At 61.2% G+C, this 22,410-nt stretch carries 20 protein-coding genes; 16 read left to right on the top strand and 4 right to left on the bottom strand.

Annotated elements, in window-relative coordinates; all coding sequences use genetic code 11:
- Nucleotides 1-30 precede the first annotated feature (30 nt).
- Entirely contained in the window at nucleotides 31-1,257 is a 1,227-nt protein-coding gene (locus B5F39_RS05765; RefSeq protein WP_143330665.1) for a hypothetical protein, read from the top strand.
- Between the two features lie 87 nt (nucleotides 1,258-1,344).
- A complete protein-coding gene (locus tag B5F39_RS05760; protein WP_087364884.1) occupies nucleotides 1,345-2,994 on the top strand; it encodes a bifunctional UDP-sugar hydrolase/5'-nucleotidase in 1,650 nt (549 codons plus the stop codon).
- 399 nt (nucleotides 2,995-3,393) lie between these two features.
- Here the strand turns inward: B5F39_RS05760 and B5F39_RS05755 are convergent, their stop codons facing one another.
- From B5F39_RS05755 to B5F39_RS05745, 3 genes are read right to left on the bottom strand one after another with little or no spacing between them, the layout of a single operon-like run.
- The gene (locus B5F39_RS05755) at nucleotides 3,394-4,191 is read right to left on the bottom strand and encodes an ABC transporter ATP-binding protein (protein ID WP_087364882.1); all 798 of its coding nucleotides are present in this window, start codon (nucleotides 4,189-4,191) and stop codon (nucleotides 3,394-3,396) included.
- The gene (locus tag B5F39_RS05750; protein ID WP_087364880.1) at nucleotides 4,188-5,192 is read right to left on the bottom strand and encodes an iron ABC transporter permease; all 1,005 of its coding nucleotides are present in this window, start codon (nucleotides 5,190-5,192) and stop codon (nucleotides 4,188-4,190) included. Before B5F39_RS05750 ends, B5F39_RS05755 begins: the two co-directional genes overlap by 4 nt.
- Entirely contained in the window at nucleotides 5,189-6,241 is a 1,053-nt protein-coding gene (locus B5F39_RS05745) for an ABC transporter substrate-binding protein (RefSeq protein ID WP_087364878.1), read from the bottom strand. Before B5F39_RS05745 ends, B5F39_RS05750 begins: the two co-directional genes overlap by 4 nt.
- 212 nt (nucleotides 6,242-6,453) lie before the next feature.
- On the opposite strand from B5F39_RS05745, the gene B5F39_RS05740 reads away from it, so the two are divergent.
- The 8 genes from B5F39_RS05740 (at nucleotide 6,454) to B5F39_RS05705 (ending at nucleotide 15,704) form a co-directional block, all read left to right on the top strand.
- Nucleotides 6,454-7,425, top strand: coding sequence for a helix-turn-helix domain-containing protein (locus B5F39_RS05740; protein ID WP_158095951.1), 972 nt, complete (start codon nucleotides 6,454-6,456; stop codon nucleotides 7,423-7,425).
- A gap of 191 nt (nucleotides 7,426-7,616) precedes the next feature.
- A complete protein-coding gene (gene hisS / locus B5F39_RS05735; RefSeq protein WP_087364873.1) occupies nucleotides 7,617-8,876 on the top strand; it encodes a histidine--tRNA ligase in 1,260 nt (419 codons plus the stop codon).
- 25 nt (nucleotides 8,877-8,901) lie between these two features.
- A complete protein-coding gene (aspS, locus tag B5F39_RS05730; RefSeq protein ID WP_087364871.1) occupies nucleotides 8,902-10,689 on the top strand; it encodes an aspartate--tRNA ligase in 1,788 nt (595 codons plus the stop codon).
- A 191-nt stretch (nucleotides 10,690-10,880) separates the two neighbouring features.
- A complete protein-coding gene (locus tag B5F39_RS05725; protein WP_087364869.1) occupies nucleotides 10,881-11,573 on the top strand; it encodes a metal-dependent hydrolase in 693 nt (230 codons plus the stop codon).
- A gap of 15 nt (nucleotides 11,574-11,588) precedes the next feature.
- Nucleotides 11,589-12,128: a nitroreductase family protein gene (locus B5F39_RS05720; protein ID WP_087364868.1), complete on the top strand. Its 540-nt coding sequence runs from the start codon at nucleotides 11,589-11,591 to the stop codon at nucleotides 12,126-12,128.
- Nucleotides 12,129-13,016: 888 nt separating this feature from the next.
- Nucleotides 13,017-13,985 (top strand): substrate-binding domain-containing protein, encoded by a 969-nt coding sequence (locus tag B5F39_RS05715; RefSeq protein WP_087364867.1) that lies wholly within the window; start codon nucleotides 13,017-13,019, stop codon nucleotides 13,983-13,985.
- A 7-nt stretch (nucleotides 13,986-13,992) separates the two neighbouring features.
- On the top strand, nucleotides 13,993-14,730 hold the full coding sequence (locus B5F39_RS05710) for an ATP-binding cassette domain-containing protein (protein WP_087364866.1): 738 nt from the start codon (nucleotides 13,993-13,995) through the stop codon (nucleotides 14,728-14,730).
- The gene (locus B5F39_RS05705) at nucleotides 14,727-15,704 is read left to right on the top strand and encodes an ABC transporter permease (RefSeq protein ID WP_087364864.1); all 978 of its coding nucleotides are present in this window, start codon (nucleotides 14,727-14,729) and stop codon (nucleotides 15,702-15,704) included. Before B5F39_RS05710 ends, B5F39_RS05705 begins: the two co-directional genes overlap by 4 nt.
- A 428-nt stretch (nucleotides 15,705-16,132) precedes the next feature.
- Here the strand turns inward: B5F39_RS05705 and B5F39_RS05700 are convergent, their stop codons facing one another.
- Complete coding sequence (locus B5F39_RS05700) at nucleotides 16,133-16,696, bottom strand: DedA family protein (protein ID WP_087365243.1); 564 nt, start codon at nucleotides 16,694-16,696, stop codon at nucleotides 16,133-16,135.
- A gap of 231 nt (nucleotides 16,697-16,927) precedes the next feature.
- Here B5F39_RS05700 and B5F39_RS05695 point away from each other — a divergent pair, with 231 nt between their 5' ends.
- The 6 genes from B5F39_RS05695 (at nucleotide 16,928) to recA (ending at nucleotide 22,019) form a co-directional block, all read left to right on the top strand.
- The gene (locus B5F39_RS05695) at nucleotides 16,928-17,944 is read left to right on the top strand and encodes an asparaginase domain-containing protein (RefSeq protein ID WP_087364863.1); all 1,017 of its coding nucleotides are present in this window, start codon (nucleotides 16,928-16,930) and stop codon (nucleotides 17,942-17,944) included.
- Entirely contained in the window at nucleotides 17,941-19,239 is a 1,299-nt protein-coding gene (gene rimO, locus B5F39_RS05690) for a 30S ribosomal protein S12 methylthiotransferase RimO (protein WP_087364861.1), read from the top strand. Before B5F39_RS05695 ends, rimO begins: the two co-directional genes overlap by 4 nt.
- On the top strand, nucleotides 19,236-19,724 hold the full coding sequence (locus B5F39_RS05685; RefSeq protein ID WP_087364860.1) for a phosphatidylglycerophosphatase A: 489 nt from the start codon (nucleotides 19,236-19,238) through the stop codon (nucleotides 19,722-19,724). The genes rimO and B5F39_RS05685 overlap by 4 nt, the downstream gene beginning before the upstream one ends.
- 16 nt (nucleotides 19,725-19,740) lie before the next feature.
- Nucleotides 19,741-20,226, top strand: coding sequence for a CinA family protein (locus B5F39_RS05680; RefSeq protein WP_087364859.1), 486 nt, complete (start codon nucleotides 19,741-19,743; stop codon nucleotides 20,224-20,226).
- Nucleotides 20,226-20,819 (top strand): RNA 2',3'-cyclic phosphodiesterase, encoded by a 594-nt coding sequence (gene thpR / locus B5F39_RS05675; protein ID WP_158095950.1) that lies wholly within the window; start codon nucleotides 20,226-20,228, stop codon nucleotides 20,817-20,819. Before B5F39_RS05680 ends, thpR begins: the two co-directional genes overlap by 1 nt.
- A 66-nt stretch (nucleotides 20,820-20,885) precedes the next feature.
- Entirely contained in the window at nucleotides 20,886-22,019 is a 1,134-nt protein-coding gene (gene recA, locus B5F39_RS05670; RefSeq protein WP_087364855.1) for a recombinase RecA, read from the top strand.
- The last annotated feature ends 391 nt before the right edge of the window (nucleotides 22,020-22,410 follow it).

Below are 22,410 nucleotides of genomic sequence, written 5' to 3'. Positions count from 1 at the left end.
GATTTTCCGCGCCCGCCAGACGCGGTTATAATGTCTGGTACAATATCATGGCGGCGGAAAGCCGTCTTTATCGGAGAATGGCTGATGGAACGGACGACAAAAAGTATTTTTTACAGAAAATACGCATCCAAGCAATGCCGGAGCAATGTCACGGCGGCTTTGGCCTTCGCGTATTCGTGCGCTGCGGTATCCCTCTGCGCCGGGGCCGTCTCGCGCGATTACGCCGCCGTCGCCGTCGCCGTGCCGGCTTTCGTTCTGGCGTCGGTGATACTGGCGACGAAAAGCCGCTTGTGCGCCGTCGCGCTACTGCTCTGCGCCTGCGCGGACGCGGCGATGGCGCTCGTCGGGGGCGGCGGGCGGATATCCGGCTGGCTGCTGGCCGCCGGCGGGGTTTTCGCGGTCCGCGGCACGTTCCGCCTGCACAGTGAATACCGCGCCTTTATCGAGAGCAATTCTTTAAGCGGTTCTTTCGGCGGCGTCGGACCGGGCTTCGGCGCCTTCGTCCCCTACAAAGCCCCGGAAAAGGCCGCGGCCGGTGAAGCGGCCCGGCGGCGCAGGGACGCCGAAGCCGCGGCGGAGGCGAAAAAATTCGCGGGGCGGACGTTCGTCTCGCTCCTTCCGTTCGCCGGCATGTTCTTCGGGATATGCCTGATTTGGCTTTCAATCAGCCCGGTATTCATGCGGCTGCTCGTCTGCGGCGCGCAGTCGCCCGAGGCTCTTATACGCGCCTACCGCCTCTGGTACATAACGATAGTCTCGGCGGTGGCTGCTGCGGTTTTGCTGTCCGCGGCGTGCGTCGTATTTTCCGCGTGCCGCGGGATGATTACGGTCAAGGCTATCCAAATAATGGCCCTCTCGATCGCCTTCCCGATTTTCCTCGGCGGATACATGGTCGTGAGCGAACATATCCCCTCCCTCATCGTCCGGGCCGGCGAGGACATAGCGCAGATACAAAGCGGCAGGCTCAAAGAAGCCACTGTATGGCTGAGCCCGAAGAGCAGGCCGGCGCGCCTCCCCGGCCCTTACGGAAAAGGCCAGCCGGAGCCAGTGACCAGATACGGCGGAATCAGCCGCGAGACAGGCGGCAGATGGGTGCATTTCTACGTGCCCGAATGCTTGGGCTTCTCGCTTGACGAAAACGCTCTGTACAACGAAGACAGAAGTATTGAATGGAATATGAAAAACGCGAGACGTTACCTGATAAGCTGCACCGGGAACTTCAGCCTGGTGGTGAACGTGAAGCCAGTAGATTTATAAAAAAACGGCGAAAGCGGACGCGCAGCTTCGCGCGCGCTTGCTTACGGCAATAGACGAAAAAGCCCCTAACGGAAGGAAGAGACGAAATTGAACGCGAAGACTATGACGAAACGCACGGCCGCGGCGCTGCTCGCCGCGCTGCTTCTCGCGCTCCCCGCTTCGGCTGAAAAGCGCTTCCATATACTCATGGTAAACGACCCGCACAGCTACATACTGCCATACCGCGAGGTTTCGGCGGACGCGGACGGCCGCCCGACTGTCGCGCGCACAGGCGGCCTTGCGCGCGCCCTCGCGCTGGTCGAGGCGGAACGCGCGAAAATCGCGGAGGAATCCGGCGCGCCGGTGTTCCTGCTCGAAGCGGGCGACGTAATGCTCGGCCTCAAAGGAATCGTCACGGAGGGCGAAGCGGAGTACGGCGCGCTCGCTCTGCTCGGCTTCGACGCCGGCGTGCTCGGCAACCACGATTTCGACGGCGGCGTGAAAACCCTCGCGAAGCTCGGCCCGAAGCTGAAATTTCCCGTGCTCGCCTCGAACGTGACATTCGAGGACGAAGAAGCCGTCGGACGATGGTTCGTGAAGAGCGCGGTAATAGAGCGCGGCGGCGTGAGGCTCGGGCTCTTCGGCCTCGTCACGCCCGATCTCAAATCGATAGTGAGTTTTCCGGAGGGCTTCGAGGTAGACGCCGCTCTCGCCGCCGTCGCCGAAAAGCACGTCCGCGAGCTGCGCGCGGCGGGCGTAGACGCCGTCGTCGCCGTCAACCACATCGGGCTGCCGCTCGACGAAAAGCTCGCGGAGGATGTGCGCGGCATAGACGTGATAGCAGGAGGGCACACGCACGACGCTGTGGAAGAAAAGATAATCGTGTGCGGCGGCGCGAACGCCACGCTGATAGGGCAGGCCGGCCTCGACGGGCGTTGCGCTGGGCGCTTCGACGTGACCGTGGACGGCGGCGGCATCGTGCCGGAGAAATCTTCGTGGAAGCTGCTTTCCGTGACGCCTGAGACGCGCGGCGTGCCCGAAGTCGAGGCGGCCGGCCGCGAGGCGCAGCGCAAAATCGCCGCCGCGCTCAAAATCAGCAACCCGGTCATGGGGCTGATGCGCGCCGTAGACTGCACGCGGACCGCCGCGCGCACGCGCGAAAACGAGTTCGGCAGCCTCGCGGCCGAGGCTTTCAGATACGCGGCGCAAGCGAGGATAGGCTTCATCAACGGCGGCTCGCTGCGCATCGGCCGCGTCGTGCCGCCCGGCCCTTTCTCGTCCACCGACATGCTAGACCTCATTCCATACGGCGACAAACTCTGCCGCCTGCTCATGACCGGCGCTCAGATACGCGAACAGCTTGAAATATCCGCTTCGTCGCTAATTGCTCCCGGCGAGCGTTACGACTACGCACGCCGTACGCACTCCGGCGAATTCGTCCACGCCGCGGGGCTGCGCTTCGAGATAGACCTTTCCGGCGAGCCCGCCGAGGTCGTGAACCGCCGCGTGACGTGCGCGGGAAACCGCGTCAGAAACGTGACCGTCGAAAGCGCGCGCGGATGGGAGCCGTTCGACGACGGAGCAGTCTACTCCGTCGCCGCCTCCGACTTCATGTGCCGCGAGTTCGATTACGTTAAAAAGGAAGAAACTCCATATAACGTGATAGAGGCTTTCGACCTTTACTGCGGCGAGGCGCTCGGCAGAAAATTCGAGCCGAAGCTCGACGGCCGGATAAAGATAACGGGCGGCACGCAATAGCGAAAGCTCCGCGTGCGCGCAAGGGCCGCGCACTTTTGCGAACGCGGCTAAAGCATATCTTCGCGGCATATTTTTATAAAATAACATCCATATAGTATAATCGGCTCAGTTGACGGACTTTCGAGGTAAGGGAACTCGAAGTAAGAAGTTTCTCCCGGACGGGAGGTGAGGCCGTGCCGCCTGACATGGAACAAACCTCTCGGAAGCGCCGAAGAAGATGGAAGCATCTTAAAAGGCGAGAGGGACGTAACTTCGCGAGCTCACTACTCCGATACGTCCCTCTGTTTAGCCTGCTGTTGAAAATACTTGAGTTGGCGCTTAAGTATTTCCGGTAGCTGAACTACCCGAGAGTATTTTAGCAGTGCCGCGTCTCCACCGTCAAGGAGACGCGGTTTTCGTTTATTCGCGCGAGCCGCCGTACTCCGCGGCAACGCAGATGCGCTCGCGGCCGAAGGCTTCGAAGCGGTGCAGCGCGACGGGGACGCCGAAGGCGGCGCGGAGGTTTTCTTCCGTCACTATCTCTTCAGACGCGCCGAAGAGCGTTCCGCCGCCAGGCATGACGAGCAGGGACTTTTGCGAAAGTTCGAGCGCGTGCTCCGGGTAGTGCGTGCTGAAGACGGCGCTCATGCCCCGCTCGCGGCAGAGCGACGCGACCGTGCCGAGCAGGCGGGCCTGATTCTTAAAGTCTAGGTTCGACTCCGGCTCGTCGAGGATCAGCAGCAACGGCTCGGAGGCCAAGGCGCGCGCGAGGACGACCATCTGGTATTCGCCTCCGCTTATGCGGCTGCACAGGCGGTCTTTCAGATGTGAGATTCCCGCGAGCTCGAGCGCCTCGCGCGCTTTTCGCCCGTCCTCCGCCGACGGTGAGGCGAAGGCTCCCATGCGCGGCAGCCGCCCGAGCAGAACCATTTCAGTTACCGTGTAGACGAAGGCCGATGGGCGCGCCTGCGGCACGTAGCCTACGGCGGAGCGGAATTTTTTCGGCGCCAGCGTCCTTATATCAGCGCCGTCGAGATATGTCGCGCCATCGTTCCAGCGCAGCAGGCCGGCGGAGCAGCGTATGACGGTCGTCTTCCCAGCGCCGTTCGCGCCGAGTATCGACAATATCTCGCCGCTCCCGACGCGGAAGTCCACGCCGCGCACCGTCCATTCGCCGCCGCCGTAGCGGAAGGCCCCGCCGCGCGTCTCGAACGTCATCCCCTTACGCCTCCGCTGCGCCGCAGCAAAAATATGAAGAAGGGAGCTCCGATTATCGACGTGAGTATCGAGGCCGGAATCTCGGAGGCCGCGGCGCTGCGCGCCGCCGTGTCTATCGCGAGCATGAAGAGCGCGCCGAGCGCGAGGCTCGCGGGGACGACGCGGCGGTTGTCCGCGCCGAAGAGCATTCGTGAAACGTGCGGCACGAGCAGGCCGACCCATCCGATGAGGCCGCACATAGAGACGACGGAGCCGGTTATCAGCGCGGCCCCGGCAATCACTGCGACGCGGAGGCGGCGAAGGTTCACGCCGAGCGCCTCGGCTTCGTCCTCGGAGAGCGACGCGGCGTTGAGACGCCAGCGCGCGAGCCATACGGCCGCGGCGCCGGCGATTATCGCGGGAGCGCCTAGCGCGAGGCTTTCCCGCGTAGCGCCGGCGAGGCTGCCCATGAGCCAGAATGTTATGGCAGGCAGAACGTCCTGCGGGTCGGCTGCGAATTTTACTAGCGAGACTAGCGCCGAGAAGAGCGCGCTCACGACCATTCCGGCGAGTATCATCATTATGACGGGAGATGAGCCGCGCACGCGGCTGACTGCGAGCACGACGGCGACGGCGGCGAGTCCGGCGGCGAAGGCCGACATCTGTACGAGAGCGGGAGGAAGCCCCGCGAGTATGCCGAGTGCCGCACCGAATGAAGCGCCGGTAGCGACGCCGAGGGTGTCCGGAGTCGCGAGCGGATTTGAGAAAAGCGACTGGAAGGCCGCGCCCGAGACGGCGAGCCCCGCGCCCGCGAGCATCGCGAGCAGTACGCGCGGCAGGCGGATGTTGAGAACGACGCCGCGGGCAAGCTCGTTTTCCGCGCCGCCGCCGAAAAACGCGGGGAACAGCGCGGAGGCGGCGTCGCCCGCCGTAATCGGAAAACGCCCGAAACAAAGCGCCGCGAACGGCGCGCAGACGAGCGCGGCGGCGCAGAGCGAAATCAGCGCTGCGCGCCTGCTCAACGGCCCGCGCCTCCTTCAAGCGGCGCGCAGAAAATTTCGCGCGCGCGTTCCTCGCTCACGTCGAGGCCGAAAATTTCCTTGTAATACCTCACGGCCTGCTTCGCGAGGTCTATGTCTCCGAAGCTCTCCGGATATACCGCGCGCGCCGTCCACAGCAGAGTCAGCGGCGCGTCCGGCCCCGGCGTATATGTCCGGTACAGCGCGAGCGGCATCTTGTAGACCGCGCCGCGCTTGACCGCCTTCACGGGCTTCCACTCCGGCGACGAAAGAACGTCGCGCGGCGTCAGCTTCGTGAAGTTCGTTATCAGTATCACGTCGGGGTTCCATTTATATATCTGTTCCATCGTGACGGCGGCGTTCGAGCGCTCGGCCGTTATCTCCTCCGCCGCGTTTTCCGCGCCCACGGAGTCGCACCAGTACTGCCCGAAGAAATTCTTGCCGGAGGTGATTATCCTGCCGTTTTCCGCGCGCACGATGTAAAGCACCCTGCGCCTCTCGCCCGGCGGGATCTTCGCGGCGCGCGCCTTCGTCAGCTCTAGCGTCCGCCTTCCGTACACGACGGCCCTTTCCGCGTTTTTGGCGCGTTCTGGAAATATTCCCGCCAGCAGCTTCAGCCATTCCTCGTACGTGCGCAGAACGTCGTAGCCCCATTTCGACGGAGAGACGGCGACGGCGCGCAGCCCGGCGTTCTCCAGCGCGCGTCCGGTCGTTTTGTCTGCTTCGAGATAAAACACCACGTCCGGGCGCAGCGTCATCAGCTCTTCGATATTGACGCCTGTGCCGGAGGCGAACGATGTATCGGCCTTCAGTATGCTTGGGAAGAGCTCGCCGAGCAGCCCTTCGCGCGCCGCGCTCATCGACGCTGGAGGGATCGCGGCGATTTTATCCGCAGAGCCGAGATAGAGGCAGAGGACGGACGGGAACGGCAGAACGCCTGCGACCGCGGCGCGCCCTACGTCTCCGCGCGCCGCTTCCTCCGCAGCGCACGGCGCGGGAAGCCACGAAAACGCGGTGAAGACGGCCGCGAACAGAAAAATAAAAAATCTCATTTCCAAGCCCCCTGCGAAAAAATTCCGGCGAATCTCCGCGCATATTAGCACAACGGGCGGAGGCGCGGCAACACGGCGGCGGCGCGCGCCATATTACTTGTTCTATTTTTCCGCCTTTTAAGCTATCATTTAAAGCAATGCGAAAGACTGCCGCGCTCACGGTTCATGTCCGGGTCTTGCGCGGCGATACTACGGATAAAGGAGGCATGCGGATGGCTGCTGAGACGAACGGCGGCGGAACCGCCGGAGACAACGGGACTGACAAGCTTAACGAGCTCGGAGCGAAACTGAAAGAGCTGCGCGAGGCGCAGGGGATAACGCTCGCGCACGCCTCCGAGGCCACCAAGATACAAAAAAAATATATCTCCGCGATAGAAGACGGAGACCTCGGCGCTCTGCCGAAAGGCCCGTACTGCCGCAGCTTCCTGCGCCAGTACTGCGCGTTCCTCAACGCGCCTGACATGTGGACGAAGTACGACCCTCTGACGAGAAGCGGCAACGTCACGCTCGAGGACTTCAAGGCAGCGCGTGAGGAGCCGGACATGTCTGTGACGCCCGGCGTGTTCAAACGCTCGCCGCGGATGTGGATATATCTGCTCGTCGCGGCCTCGCTCGCTGCGGCCTTCTGGGTCACGCTGCGCTACCGCGGAGAGATTTCGACGTCTGCGACAAGCCCGCTCGAGGGCGGCACGGCGCCCATTGTGCGCGAGCAGCAGGAAAAGCGCGCAGCCTCGGAAGACGTTTCGGCGGACGCGGCGGCGCTGCCGCCCGAGGCCTCGGCCCCGGCCTCCGTGGACCTCAGCTGGATGGACGGCGAACAGCCGGCTCCGAAGCCTTCTCAGACCGCGGCGGCGAATGCGCCAGCGCAGGAGCGGAAGCCTGCGGCTCCGGCGCGGCCGGCCCAGCCTGCTAAGATGCCGATGTTGACTCTCACGGCGCGCGCCGACAGCTGGATGCGCATAAGCGAGGGCGATAAAGTGCTCTATCAGGGGATAATGAAGCCCGGCGAAAAAAAGGAATTCCGAGTAAACGGCCCGCGCCCGCTGCGCGTGAGGTGCGGCAACCCGGCGGCTACGGACGCGGCGTGGTTCGGCGCGTCGGCGAAGGCCCTCGGAGGCGGCAAGAACCCCGTGACGAAATACTACTGGAGCGACGGGGCGGTGACGGACGCGGACAAGCGCTGAGCGGACGCGAAAGCGCGGAATCCACGCGCGCGGCGACAATTTTGCCGCCGCGCTCTTGTTTTTTCGCGCGGTTATAAAGTAATATAATCATTTGAACGGCGCGGCTTTTTCGGCGCGCGCCGCTGTTTTTTTGAAAAATATTCCGGCGGGGAAAAATCCCGCCCGTCCAAAATTGCAGGGAGGCGGTTGTGATGGAAGCAGTCAAGGCTCCGCGCGGCACGAGGGACATACTCGGCGGCGAATCGTGGAAATGGGCCTACGTGACGCAGAAGTGCCGCGAAGTCGCGGACGATTACGGATATAAAGAAGTTTATCTCCCCATCTTCGAGCATACGGAGCTTTTCTGCCGCGGCGTCGGCGAGACGACGGACGTCGTCGAGAAGGAAATGTACACCTTCACAGACAAGGGCGGACGCAGCATCACGCTCCGCCCCGAGCTGACCGCCTCGATGGTCCGCTCGTACCTCGAGAACGAGATGGGCAAGGGAGCGCAGCCCGCTAAGCTTTGGAGCATCGGCCCGATGTTCCGTTACGAGCGCCCGCAGAAGGGACGCTACCGTCAGTTCGTGCAGATGGACATAGAGGCCCTCGGAGCGCAGGACGCCTTCGTAGACCTCGAGGTCATCGACTTCTCGATGGAGCTCTACCGCAGGCTCGGCCTCTCGAACCTCCAGGTCATCCTGAACTCCGTCGGCTGTCCCAAGTGCCGTCCCGTCTACCGCAAAGCGCTTCAGGAATACCTGCGCCCGCGCTACGACGAACTCTGCGACACATGTAAAAGCCGCTACGACAGGAACCCGCTGCGCATACTCGACTGCAAGAGCCCGATATGCAAGGAGGTCACAGAGGGCGCTCCGTCGGTCATGGAATATCTCTGCGACGAGTGCAAAGAGCACTTCGAACAGCTCCGCCGCGGCCTGGACAGGATAGGCGCGACCGTAGTCCTCGACAAGCGTCTGGTGCGCGGCCTAGACTACTACACTAAGACCGCCTACGAGATACAGTCCGGCGACCTGGGCTCGCAGAACGCCGTATGCGGCGGCGGGCGCTACGACAACCTCGCGGAGGCGATAGGCGGCCCGCACGTGCCGGGCGTCGGCTTCGCCTCGGGGCTGGAGCGCGTCATCATCACGATGGAGGCGCAGGGCTGCTCTTTCGGCAGAAAGCCCGAGACCAAAGCCTACGTCGTAGCAGCCGAGCCGTCGGCGCGTATCGAGGCCGCGGCGCTCGCGCGCGAGCTGCGCATGCACCGCATCTCGGCCGACCTCGACTATATGGGGCGCGGCATGAAGGGGCAGATGAAGAGCGCGGGCAACACGGCGAACTACGCCTGCATCCTCGGCGCGAGCGAGCTCGAAAAGGGCGTCGTCACGGTCAAGGATATGAGCGCCGGCACGCAGGAAGAGCTGACGACAGAACAGCTCATAAACAAGCTCAAAGCACAGCAATAATTTTTAACCGGAGAGGATCATATAAATGGAAAGATATTTCGACGCCTCTTGGCGCAGAACCATGTACTGCGGAACGCCGCGCCTCGAAGACGCTGGCAAAAAAGCGGTGCTCAACGGCTGGCTCAGATGCCGCCGCGACCTCGGCGGGATAATCTTCATCGAACTCTGGGACAAGACCGGCGTGACGCAGATAGTCTTCAACCCCGAGCTCAACGCCGACGCTCACGAGCGCGCGGGCGCTCTGCGCAGCGAGTACGTGCTGGCCGTCAAAGGCACGCTGCGCAAGCGTCCCGAAGGCACTGAGAACCCGGAGCTCGCGACTGGTGAGGTCGAGCTGATGGTCGAGGACTTCATCGTCCTCGCTCCGTCGAAGCTGCCGCCTTTCGAGCTCGACAACGCGGACGAGGTCAACGAGGACCTGCGCATGAAATACCGCTACCTCGACATCCGCCGCGACTCGATGCAGAAAAACCTCAAGACCCGCCACGACGTGACGCGCTACACGCGCAACTACTTCGCCGACAACGGATTCATAGAGATAGAGACGCCGATGCTCACGAAGTCCACGCCGGAAGGTGCGCGCGACTACCTCGTGCCCTCCCGCGTCAACCCCGGCTGCTTCTACGCGCTGCCGCAGTCGCCGCAGCTCTTCAAGCAGCTTCTCATGGTCGGCGGCTGCGACCGCTACATGCAGATAGCGAAGTGCTTCCGCGACGAGGACCTGCGCGCCGACCGCCAGCCCGAGTTCACGCAGCTCGACCTCGAAATGAGCTTCATCACCGAAGAGGACATCATGACGCTCGTCGAGAACTACCTCGCTGGGCTCTTCAAAGAAATCAACGGCGTCGAAGTCAAAACGCCGTTCCTGCGCATGACGTGGGACGAGGCTATGAACAAATACGGCATCGACAAGCCCGACATGCGCATCCCGATGGAGATGGTCAGCCTTGAAGAAGTCTTCCGTGACGGCGAGAACCCATTCGCGCAGCTCGTCGCTAACGGCGGCACGATAAAGGGCCTCCGCCTGCCCGGCGGCGCGACGCTCTCGCGCAAAGAGCTCTCTGAACTCGAAGGCCGCGCGAAGTCGCTCGGCGCCAAGGGCATGGCCAACTTCCTCGTCAAAGAGGGCGAGCTCAAAGGGCCGCTCGTTAAATTCCTCAGCGAAGAGCAGCTTGCGAAGCTGCGCGAGCTCTCCGCAATAGAGAACGGCGACGCGCTCTTCATCATGGCCGACGAAAGCTGGCGCAAAGCCTGCGAGATACTCGGGCAGATACGCCTCGAGCTCGGACGCGCGCGCGGCATGGTCGAGGCGGGCTTCCGCTTCCTCTGGGTGACGGAGTTCCCGCTCTTCGAATGGGACGACGAGAGCGGACGCTACACCGCCGTCCACCATCCCTTCACCGCTCCGATGGACGAGGACGTCGAGCACCTGCTCACCGAGCCCGGCAAAGTCCGCTCGCGCGCCTACGACGTCGTGCTCAACGGCACTGAGCTCGGCGGCGGCTCGATAAGGATACACAACCCCGAAATGCAGCAGCTCGCCTTCCGCGCGCTAAACTTCACGCCCGAGGCGGCGAAGGAGCGCTTCGGCTTCCTGCTTGAAGGCCTCAGCTACGGCACGCCTCCGCACGGAGGGCTCGCCATCGGCCTCGACCGCCTCGTAATGCTCATGACCGGCAGCAAGTCGATACGCGACGTGATGGCTTTCCCGAAAAACCAGAAAGCCCAGTGCCCGATGACGGAGGCCCCCTCCGAGGTCGAGCCGAAGCAGCTCGAAGAGCTTTCGATAAAAGTCGTCGAACCTCTCGCCTAGGCGCGGCCTCCGGCGAAATCCATAAAAATACGAAAAGACGGCGGCCGTCGCGGCGCGCCGTCTTTTTTCATACGCGCCGGACATGCGGCCGCGCTTTCGAGCGCGCGCTTGTGAGAGCGGCGCTGTATAATTTATAATAGCTTTGAGGAAAAGCACGAAACAAATACAAGGGTATGGAGGTAATATCAAAAATGCCGAAACTTCGTTACTTGGGACACAGCGCCTTCTACATCGAGGGGACCGGGCTGAAGGGACTCATCGACCCCTTCCTCACCGGTAATCCGCTCGCGGCGGCGAAAGCCGCGGACTTCACCGACGTGAACGCGATATTCCTCACGCACTGCCACGGAGACCACCTCGGAGACACGATAGAGATAGCCAAGCGCACCGGCGCGACGGTATTCTCGTGCAACGAGACGGCCGGCTGGCTCGCCTCGCAGGGGATCAAGGTCGAAGGAATGCACATCGGCGGGCGCGCGCGCTTCGAATTCGGGCGCGTGAAACTTACGCCGGCGTGGCACGGCGACCCGATCATCGAGGACGGAAAGCCTCGCTACGGCGGCGTCGCCTGCGGCTTCGTCATAGAAGTGGACGGACGTAAGGTATATCACTCAGGCGACACTGGGCTCACGATGGAGATGAAGCTGCTCGAAGCGGAGAAGATCGACGTCGCCTGCCTGCCGATAGGCGGCTACTTCACGATGGACTACGAGGACGCCGCGCGCGCCGTAGAGTTCATCCGTCCGCTCAAGGCCGTGCCGATGCACTACGACACATTCCCGCCGATAAAGGCCGACCCGAAGGTGTTCGCGATGCAGGCGCACGAGAACGCGCCGGGCACCGAGATCGTGATAATGAAGCCCGGCGAGACGCTGGAATTCTAAGGAGAAAGCGCGGGGATGGAAAGTTTTCGCGGACTTGCGGAACGCCGCCAGAGCTGCCGCAATTTTAAGGAAGAGCCGGTAAAGCCAGAGCTGCTCGAACGCTGCGTCGAGACCGCCGCGCTCGCGCCGTCGGGCTGCAACAGCCAGCCTTGGCGCTTCACGATAGTGACGGAGCCGAAGACGCGCGAGGCTCTTGCGAAGATGACGCAGGAGATCGGGCTCAACGCGTGGAGCGAAAAAGTTCCGGCCTTCATCGTCGTCTCCGAGATAGAAGAGCCGAAGCTTATGCCCGTAGTCATGGAGCACTACCACGACGCGAAGCGCTTCTCCGAGGGCGACGTCGGCATGGCGACGGCATACCTCGTGCTGGAGGCAGCCGACCTCGGCCTCGCGACCTGCATCATCGGATGCTTCACGAGCCCGGAGGTAGTTAAGCTGCTCGGCCTGCCCGAAGGCGACACGATCCGCGCTATAGTAGCCGTCGGCTACGCCGAGGACGGGACGGTACGCCCGAAGAAGCGCAGGCCGCTCGGCGAAATTCTCAAAACTCTGTAAAACAAAGCGGAGAGGCGAAAGCCTCTCCCATTTTTTTGCCAAGCTGATGAAATTACTGAAGCGCGTAAATAGCTAAGCTGTGGGCATGACTTACAGCAATAGTATCTGTATAGTGTTAGCGGAAGGGCCTTTGGCAGTGATGCCGGGTCTGCCAGCTAAAGGGATTTCCCCCGGCGGAAAGGGGGAATGACGGATGGCTGACAATGGAGAGCGTTCATTCTATGAATGGCTTCTCTTGACAGCAAAACTGCTACTGCTAGGAGCTTGTGCATCTCTCCTAGCAGTAGCAGTTTTGGCTGAGTTCATCCGCCAACGTCAGTCACAATACTCGGCCTTAAACGTCTGGGCTGAGTCTCCACCTCAGCTTGGACAGACCGGGAGAGGATTCATCCCCCTGCTTTCCCTTCCGGCGGGGGCCTCTCTCTTCCTATCCGTATTATACCATCATGTGAATTTCACGCCATCGACCCACCTACGCCGCAGTTCTGAAAACCTTACGGCTCCGTAAAAATTAAGCTGCACGCATCCGCGCCAGGCGCCGCCCTCGCTTATTTTGTTTTATTCCTCAGAACAATGTTTTTACGCAAACCCCGCCCGGTAGTATATCATGGCGGAGTAAGTTTATCCTTTCACGAAAGGAGGGCGCGTTCGGTATGAGCCTGTGAGAATCCGGTCAAGTGCATGGAATGCATCTATGCGCGGGAAAAATCGGCCGGACGTCGCCGCTCCGCATAACGGGACGATAATCGACCCTAAAGACAAGGAGGCGCCCCGTTTCGCAGCGGCTGGTTTCGGAGACGCGGAGCCACGGGCGTCGCGCGCTTTCGGCGCGCGCGTGCAGTCAATTTTGCCGGTAATACAAAAATCAAATAAGGGAGTGTTTTTACGATGAAACTTTGTCTTGCAGCATTATCCGCTCTCATGCTCTTCTGCGGCACGGCCTTCGCCGCCGGGAACAAGCTGACGGTATGGTTCGACGCGGGCGGCAGCCCCGGCGAGCCTTACGCGCGCACGCTCCAGAACGGCGCGCAGGCGGCCGCAGACGCGCTCGGCGTGGACATCAAATTCGTCTACACCGACTGGAACGCGGAGAAGATGATAACGAGCTTCAAGCAGGGCATGGCGACGAAGCCTGACGGAATGGTCGTCATAGGCGCGCCAGGCGACGACGCATATATGCCGCTCATCGACCAGGCCTTCAAGCAGGGCATACAGGTCATGTGCGTCGACACGCCGCTGCCTAAGACCTTCGAGCGCTTCCAGCCGCAGGGATTCAGCTACATCGGCGTGAACAACTACGGCCAGGGCGAAATGATGGCGAACCGCTGCATCAGCCACTTCGGCCTCAAAAAAGGCGACAAGGTCTTTATCTGGGGACTTCGCAGCGTTCCTGGACGCGGCCTCCGCGCGCAGGCTATGACCGACGTATTCACGAAGGCCGGACTCGAGGTTGACTATCTTGAAATTTCGCCGGAAGCCAACAAAGAAGCGGCTCTCGGCGCTCCGATACTCACCGGCTACATCGCCTCGCACAAAGACTGCAAACTCATCGTCATCGACCACGCGGCGCTGACGGCGCAGGCCGGGACGGCGCTGCGCTCCGCTGGCATCAAGCCTGGCGCTGTGCAGATAGCCGGATTCAGTCTCTCGCCCGCTACGGCGGACGCGATCAAGGCGGGCTACGTCGGCCTCGTCTCCGAAGGTCAGCCCTACATGATGGCCTATCTCGCCGTCAACCAGATAGTGCTCAACAAGCGCGGCAACTTCGGAGGAATTTACGTCGATACGGCGGGCGGCTTCGTCACGAAGGACAACATAGAGCAGATAGCGCCTCTCGCGGAGAAAGCCATACGTTAACGAAAATATGAATAAAATCCTGGAGATGCGGGGCGTCCGCAAATCTTTCGGAAGCGTCCGCGCCCTTCGGGGCGTGGACTTTTCGCTTGACCGCGGAGAGATAACGGCGCTTCTCGGCGACAACGGCGCGGGCAAGTCAACGCTTATAAAAATAATCTCCGGCCTATACGCGCCGGACGAAGGCGACGTCGAGATAAACGGCGTGCGCGTGACGAGATTCAGCGTTGCGCGCGCCCGCGCCCTCGGCGTCGAGGCCGTCTATCAAGACAGGGCGCTCGGCGTTTCGCAGCCGCTTTGGCGCAACCTCTTCGCCGGGCGGCACGTCAAGACGCGCTTCGGCCTCATCGACGCGAAGCGCGAGCGCGAGGCCGCCGCTGAAATCATTTCGCGTCTCGGCCTTTCGGGCGCGGGCATATCGCCGGATACTCCAGCTGGGCTTCTTTCCGGCGGCGAACGCCAGGGGCTGGCGATAGGCCGCGCGATGTATTTCAAAGCAGGCGTGGTCATCCTTGACGAACCGACTACGGCGCTCGCGGTGAGCGAGTCCGAAAAAGTCCTTGATTTTATGCGCATGCTCAAATCCGAAGGCCGCTCCGTCGTCGTCATCACGCACACGATAGAGCACGCATACCGCGTCGCGGACCGCTTCGTCATACTCTCGCACGGCAAGGTATTCGGCGAGTGGCGCAAGGACGAGCTGACCGAGCACGACCTATTCGCCAGGCTGATGGAGGCGGAGCGATGAGCTTTATAAAAAACAGCAAGGACCAGATGATAATCACCGGCGTGCTTTTCGCGTTATGGGCCTTCTTCGCAGTGCGCTCGCCCGAGGCTTTCTTATCCGCGAGCATATACATGACCTTCCTCTCCACGATACCCTTCATAATGATAGTCGCGACGGCTATGACGCTTGTAGTCGTAACTGGCGAGATGGACCTATCCTTTGCGTCGAACATGGCTATGTCCGGCTTCGTATTCGCGTGGACGGCGAAGGCCACCGGCTCCGTACTGCTAGGCGCGGCCGCCGGGATAACGGCGGGGCTCGCCATCGGGCTTGTCAACGGCCTTATGATAACGTGGACGGGTGTGCCAGCGATAGTCGCGACGATAGGCTTCGATTTCTTCTGGCGCGGCGCCGTCATGCTGCTCTCGGGCGGCACGGCGATACCGCTCGGCATGGCGCTCATGATGGACAACCCCGAGCTTGCCGTGCTGACGGGGCGCGTCGGAGGCTTTCTTCCGATGCAGTCCGTCTGGGCGCTGCTCTTTGCCGGCGCGGCGGCGCTCGTCTATCATCGTACCTCGTGGGGCGACGATCTGCGCTTCATCGGCGACGACATAGACGTAGCGCGGATGCTCGGAATGCCTGTAAGCGCGGCGCGCGCCGGCGTGTTCGCATTCCTCGGCTTCGCCGCTGGGCTCGCGGGCGTGCTCGCGACCGCGGAAATGGGCAACTGGTGGCCGACGCAGGGCGAGGGCTATCTGCTGCTCGTCTTCGCATCGGTATTCATCGGCGGCACCTCCGTATACGGCGGCAAGGGCACGATCTGGGGCACGGCGGTCGGCTCCATAATGATGGGCACGATAGAGGCCGGCATCGTAAGCTCCGGCTGGTCCGGCTTCTGGACGCGCTTCGTAGACGGCCTCGTCCTTCTGCTCTCCGTTTCATTCTACGCCGTAGCGGCGAAGAACAAGCGCGAAAACGGGGCGAACGGCTGACGGCGGAAAATTACGAAAAACGACCGCGCATAAATCCCGGCGCAAAATTCACGCGCGGTGCTTTAACGAATCCGCGCGCGGCTCACGTGAAGACGGCGTCCGCGCTGAACGGGCGCGGCAAAAATTATTGTATTGCCTCCGCATCGGCCGGTTATAAGCAAGCCGCCTCACGAAGCAGCCGGAAACGTCAGGTTTATCGCGCGGAGCGCCGCCCGCGTAAGCGTACATAAAATCGCATCCGCGTGCGGCTGGCGCATCGTTCGTCCGACGGGCTGACCGTCCGACGGGCTGACGCCTCCGCGAGCGTCGGCCTGTTTCGTAAGGCGTATGAAACGGGCCGTGGCTTTCCGAACGTCCGCGGCGTCGCCTGAGGCGCGCGCCCGAAAGCGTAAAAAAGCCCGCCGCGTTTCACAGCGGCGGGCTTTTCGTTATCTGTCTCGTTTTCTTGTTTTGTTGATTATTACGTATATCGCGACGAGTACGGCGCAGCCGCCGGCGAGCAGAAGCGTTATCTTGTGCAGCTCCTCGTGGATGAGCGCCTCGTTGCTGCCGAGGAAGTAGCCGAGCAGCGTCAGTATCGTCACCCAGATGCCGGAGCCGAGCGCCGTGTAGAAGCAGAACTGCGGCAGCGGCATACGCGCGAGTCCGGCGGGGAGCGAGATGTACTGCCGTATCACTGGGAGCAGCCGTCCGGTGAATGTGCTGATGTGACCGTGGTGCGCGAAGAACACTTCGGCCTTGTCGAGCGACTCGTGCGTGACGAACACGTATTTCCCGTATTTCTCGAAGAAGGGGCGTCCCCAGCGGACTGCTATCCAGTAGTTGAAGAGCGCTCCGAGTATGCTGCCGGCGATGCCCGCGCCGATGACGAGAAAGATGTTCATCTCGCCCTTCCACGACAGGTAGCCCGCCGGAGGCATGACGACCTCGCTCGGGAATGGGAAGAACGACGACTCCAGGAACATCAGGCCGACTATGCCGGCGTATCCCATGTGCCCTATCACGTCCACGAGCCAGCCGATGAGCTCTCCGAAGAGCGCCGCGCAGCTTCCGAAGAAAGAAAGTATCGCTTCCAAATCCAAACTCCTCTCTCTATTGTTGCTAGTATGATATATGAAATCCGTTAAAAGTCTATTAAAAACGGCGTAATTTGAAACCGCGCGCGCTTTGCGCTACAATGCAGGCGCGGAGGAAAAGCTTTCCGCCGCCGTTATGTCTACTATATGGATGGAGGAATAGTATTGCATCCGTTGCCGAAACTCGCGCTCGTCATCGCGGGCAACTTCTCAGCCGACGAAAACGCGGATCCAGCCACTCTCCTGAACTATCTGCCCGAGGAGCTCGCGCTGCGCTGCGATATAAAAGAGTGGAGCTGCCAGCCGAGCACGCATTATTCGATACCGATGACTCTCGCTATGGAGGAGATGCTCGAGTCCGTCGCCGCGGAGGGGTACGCGGGGATCATCGTCGTCTCCGGCTGCGGCGTCATGGAGGAGATAGCCTATCTCGTGAATCTTCTCTGGAAGCGCAGCGAGCCCGTCATTTTCGCCAATCTTATGGTACAGGGGCGCGCCGGGGTGAAAGAAGGGCTGATGAATCTGCACTGCGCGGTGCTCGCGGCTCTATCGCCCGCCGCGCAGAACAAGGGCGTGCTGATTTGCTCGAGCGGAGAGCTTTTCGGCGCGGACGACGCGGTGCTGGTGGACACGGAGTCGCCGGACAGCGCCTTCCAGTCGCCTCTGCGCGGCTCGGTGGGGAAGCTGCTTAACGGCGAGCTGAAGTTCCTGCGTGAGCCGAAGCGCCCCGTTTTCCTCGCGGTGCGTCCTAAGGAGGAAGTCCCATACGTCGAGATCATGTGGGCCTCTCTCGGCGGCGGCGACAGGATGCTTTCGTCGCTGATGTCGTCGCGCGAGCTCAAGGGGCTGGTGCTGGCCGGCTTCGGCGCCGGAAACGTGCCGCCTTCGTGGGTGCCGATGATACGGAACCTCGTGCGCAGCCGCGTCGAAGTCGCGATAGTGTCGCGCTGCTTTCAGGGCAGCGTCCACAAGACGAACGACTTCGAGGGTTCGTTCGAAAAGCTTGAAGAACTCGGCGTGATGACAGGCGGCCGGCTGAATCCTTTCAAGGCGCGCATCCGCATGACGCTCGGCATCGCGGCTGGGCTCACTCACAACGGCCTGAGCCTTTATATGCAGAATCAGCCGGTTTCGGACAATATCGCGGAGCTATATAAAATATGAAGATATATCTGCTTACGTTAGGCTGCGCGAAGAACAGAGTGGACAGCGAATGTCTCGCCGGCGCGCTCAAGGCCGCGGGGCACGAGCTCGTTCCGGCGGTCGAGGACGCGTCGGCGGCGATCGTCAACACATGCGGCTTCATCCGTCCCGCTGTGGAAGAGAGCATAGAGGCTATACTCGACCTCGAGGAGCTGAAGCTCAAGGGCCGCCTTGAAAAGATAGGAGTCGTCGGCTGCCTCGTAAACCGCTACCGCGAGGGGCTCACCTCGGAGATACCTTCGGTCGACTTCTGGGCGGAGACGGAGGACTGGGAGAGCGTGCTGAAAAGTCTCGCGACTCCGCTCGACGGCGCGCGCAGGCGCGGCTCCCTGCCGTCCACTCCTAAGTTCACGCGCTATCTGAAAATCACCGAGGGCTGCGGCAACCGCTGCTCCTACTGCGCTATCCCGTCGATACGCGGGCCGCTGCGCAGCCTGCCCGTCGATGTTATTGTGAAGGAGGCGCAGCAGCTTGTTGAAGAGGGCGCGCGGGAGCTCTGCGTGGTCGGGCAGGACCTCACCGTCTACGGCATGGACGGCGGTTCGGGAGGCGGAGCCGGGCTTATCGAGCTGCTGAACGCCCTCGAAAGCTCGCTGCCATACGACGTATGGATAAGATTGTTATATCTGCATCCGACGCGCGTGACGCCGAAGCTGCTTGAGCGCGTCGGCGCCGGACGGCAGATCATCCCATATCTCGACATCCCGGTACAGCACGGCGACCCGGAGATACTCGCTCTGATGAACCGCGACATAAAGCCAGGCGCGCTGCGCTCTATTTTCCGCACGGCGCGCGAGATAAACCCAGATTTCACTCTGCGCACGACCTGCATGGTCGGCTTCCCCGGCGAAAAAAAGAAGCATTTCGACAACCTGATGGCATTCGTCAGGGAGGTGCGCTTCGACCGCATGGGGGCGTTCATCTACTATGCCGAGGAGGGCACGCCAGCGGAGCACATGCCTGGGCAGGTCTCCGAGGCGACGAAGAAAAAGCGGCTCGACGAGCTGATGCGGGCGCAGGAGGAAATATCATTCGAGCGCCAGCAGACATTCGTCGGACGCGAGCTTACGGTGCTCATAGACAGAGTCGCGCACGATGAAGGCTACGCCGAAGGCCGCTCGTTCCGCGAAGCGCCCGAGGTGGACGGCCTGATAGAAGTGCGCAGCATAAGAAAGGATCTAAAAGAAGGCGACATGATAACAGTTAAAATCACCGAGGCAATGCCCCACGACATGATAGGGGAGGAGACGCTGTGATACTTATTCCCGAGATGAAAACGTGGTACGGACTCGTCGCGACGGTCGGGACGATAGGGCGCTTTTCGAGAATGCCCGGTACGATCGGCTCAGTCGCGGGCTGCGCCGTATGGATGCTCGCGGGCGGCGTGCCGCTGTGGCTGATCGCCGCAGTCGCCGCGCTCGGCTGCGTCGCCGCCGGCAAATACGAGAAGGCAGCGGAACGCGACGATCCCGGCGAGGTCGTCATAGACGAGGTCGTCGGAGTGTGGCTCGCCTCTTGGGGCTTCGACATGAGCTACGCGGTCCCGGCGCTCTTCCTTTTCAGAATAATAGACATCGTCAAGCCGTTCCCGGTAAGCCGCTTCGACAAGATACCCGGCGGCGTCGGGATAATGGCCGACGACATCGCCGGCGGAATAATCGTCAACCTCTTGATGCGCTTCATCCACTGGCTCCTCTTTGAAGAAGGGCTGACGGCGATTCTGACCGCGATAGGCAGATAAAGGCAGGCGTATAAAAATGGAAAACATAGAAGAGCTTGCCGCCCGCGTCATAAATCTCTTTCGCGAAAAAGGGCTTTCGCTCGCTTTGGCGGAATCCTGTACGGGCGGAATGATCGCGGAAACCGTAACGTGCGTCGCCGGGGCCTCGGACATCTTCTTCGGCTCCGCAGTCACATACGTGAACACTGCGAAAGAACATATACTCGGAGTATCGCGCGGAACGCTCGACAAGCACGGCGCGGTCAGCTCCGAATGCGCCGCCGAGATGGCGCGCGGCGCGCGCTGCATATACGGCGCTGACGTCGCTATGAGCGTCACCGGCATCGCGGGCCCAGGCGGAGGCAGCAAAGACAAGCCAGTCGGCACCGTATGGTTCGGTCTCTCATCCGAATACGGGACAGAGACCTTCAGCCGCGTATTCGACGGAGACAGAGCCTCAGTGCGGCGGCAGACCGTCGAAGAAGTCCTGCGCCGGCTCGTCGCCTTCGCGGAGTCGGAATAATGAGCGGCTGCATCCCCGCGTTCGCGGGGCCGCTGCTCCGCACCTTCGTCTGCGTAAAACTCCCGCAAAGCCATATAACAGCGCTCGGCTCGTGGATCGAAGCGAAAAAGCGCGAAACTCGTGAAGCCGGCATACGCTGGGTGAAGCCGGAGACGATACACATAACGCTGAAATTCTGCGGCGAGATACCGCCGGAAATGGCGCGCGCCGTCTCGTCGCTCCTCGACAAAGAGCTTCCGCGCGGCGCCTTCGAACTGTCCGCGCGCGGTGCCGGCGGATTCCCCAAACTGTCCGCGCCGCGAGTAATATGGACGGGAATAGCGGGCGACACGGAAAAGCTTGCAAAACTCGCACGCGCCGCGGACGACCTGGCCGCCCGGCGCGGAGTCGCGAAAGAACGCAAAAAATTCTCGCCGCACATAACGCTCGGACGGCGCGGCGAAGCGGCGCCGCTTTCCGCCGAAGCCCTGCGCTCGCTGGAATCCTGCGGCCCCGACCTCCCGCCGTGGACGGTGCGTGAGGTTATATTCATGCGCAGCGAGCTTACGCCGCGCGGACCGATATACACGCCTCTAAAAATTTATGCGCTGTAAACATTGTGTGAACAGCTTAGTCTTTGTTATAATCTATCCGAAAATGAACGAAACGGAGGCTGAACGATGGCAAAGAAAGCAGCGGCAACACGCGAAGATATTCTGGAACAGGCGCTCAGCGAGATAAGGGGACGCTTCGGCGACGGGGCGATAATGCGGCTCGGCGACGAAGTACAGCGCGCCGTCGAGGTCATACACAGCGGCATACTTCCGCTCGACGTGGCGCTCGGCATCGGCGGAGTGCCGCGGGGACGCATAATAGAAATATTCGGCCCCGAAGGCGGCGGGAAAACCACCATAGCGCTGCACATCCTGGCCGAAGCGCAGAAAGCCGGCGGCATCGCCGCCTTCATAGACGCGGAACACGCGCTCGATCCGAGACTCGCCGCGTCGCTGGGAGTGGACACGGCGAACCTCTACCTCTCGCAGCCCGACAGCGGCGAACAGGCCTTCTACATATTAGACACGCTCGTAAGAAGCGGGGCCGTAGACCTCGTCGTTGTAGACTCAGTAGCGGCCCTCACGCCGCAGGCCGAAATAGACGGCAAAATGGACGAGGGCGGGCGCCAAGTAGGCCTTCACGCGCGCCTCATGAGCTACGCGCTGCGCCGGCTCACCGCAGCCATAGCGAAAAGCAACACGACGGTAATATTCATCAACCAGCTCCGCGCCCAGATAAGCTCCGGATACAGCCAAGGCCCGACCGAAACCACTACCGGCGGACGCGCGCTCAAATTCTACAGCTCTGTAAGAATCGAAGTGCGCCGGGGCAAACAGGTGACGCGCGGCGACGAAGTAATAGGCCATGAACTCTACATCAAAGTAGTCAAAAACAAACAGGCGCCGCCGTTCCGCACAGCTCACACGACGCTGATCTACGGCAAAGGAGTCCCCAAAGGAATGGCGGTACTCGACATGGCGCTCGACCGGGAAATAGTCAAGCGCAAAGGCTCGTGGATCGCCTACAAAGGCGAAACGATGGCGCAGGGCAAAGACGCAGCCGCCCAATATATAGAAGAGCACCCGGACCTCATGGCCGAGATAACGAAAGAAGTGCTCGACAAAGTAGCCGCGGGCCTCGGCCTTGCGGACGAACCGGCGAAGCAGGAAGAACACGAAGAAAACACCCTCGAAGACAACGTCGAGGCGCTCCTTGAAGAAGGCGTCCTTAAGCTCGACATCACGGAAGAAAAAGAATAACGCCGAGCGCGTGTTAAGAAAAACAGAAATCAAAGAAAAAATAACAAAAAAAGTTATGGCGGCGTTTACTGATAAACGCCGCCATAACTTATATAAAGTCTAGCCCGTTTATGACATTTATGATAATAATGGAAATATTGTAGCAATAAATATACTTTTAACTATTACCCTAGCTAAAAAGCTTACAAGAAGTATTGATTGACTTCTCGCTAAACGCTGATATACTTAATCATGCGCTCGGCGAGGGGCCACGGTTCCTAAAAAGAGCGCAGGCACCATGACAGGGGAATAATGAGGAGAAGGCGAAGCGGTTTGTAAGCGAAGCGTAAGCGGGCGTGCAAACCGCGGAGAGGAAGAATACGTGCAGCGAAGAGCGAGGAGCCTGTTCATT

The sequence above is a fragment of the Cloacibacillus sp. An23 genome (assembly GCF_002159945.1).
GTDB lineage: Bacteria > Synergistota > Synergistia > Synergistales > Synergistaceae > Caccocola.
This window is presented reverse-complemented; position numbering and strand designations above follow the sequence as displayed.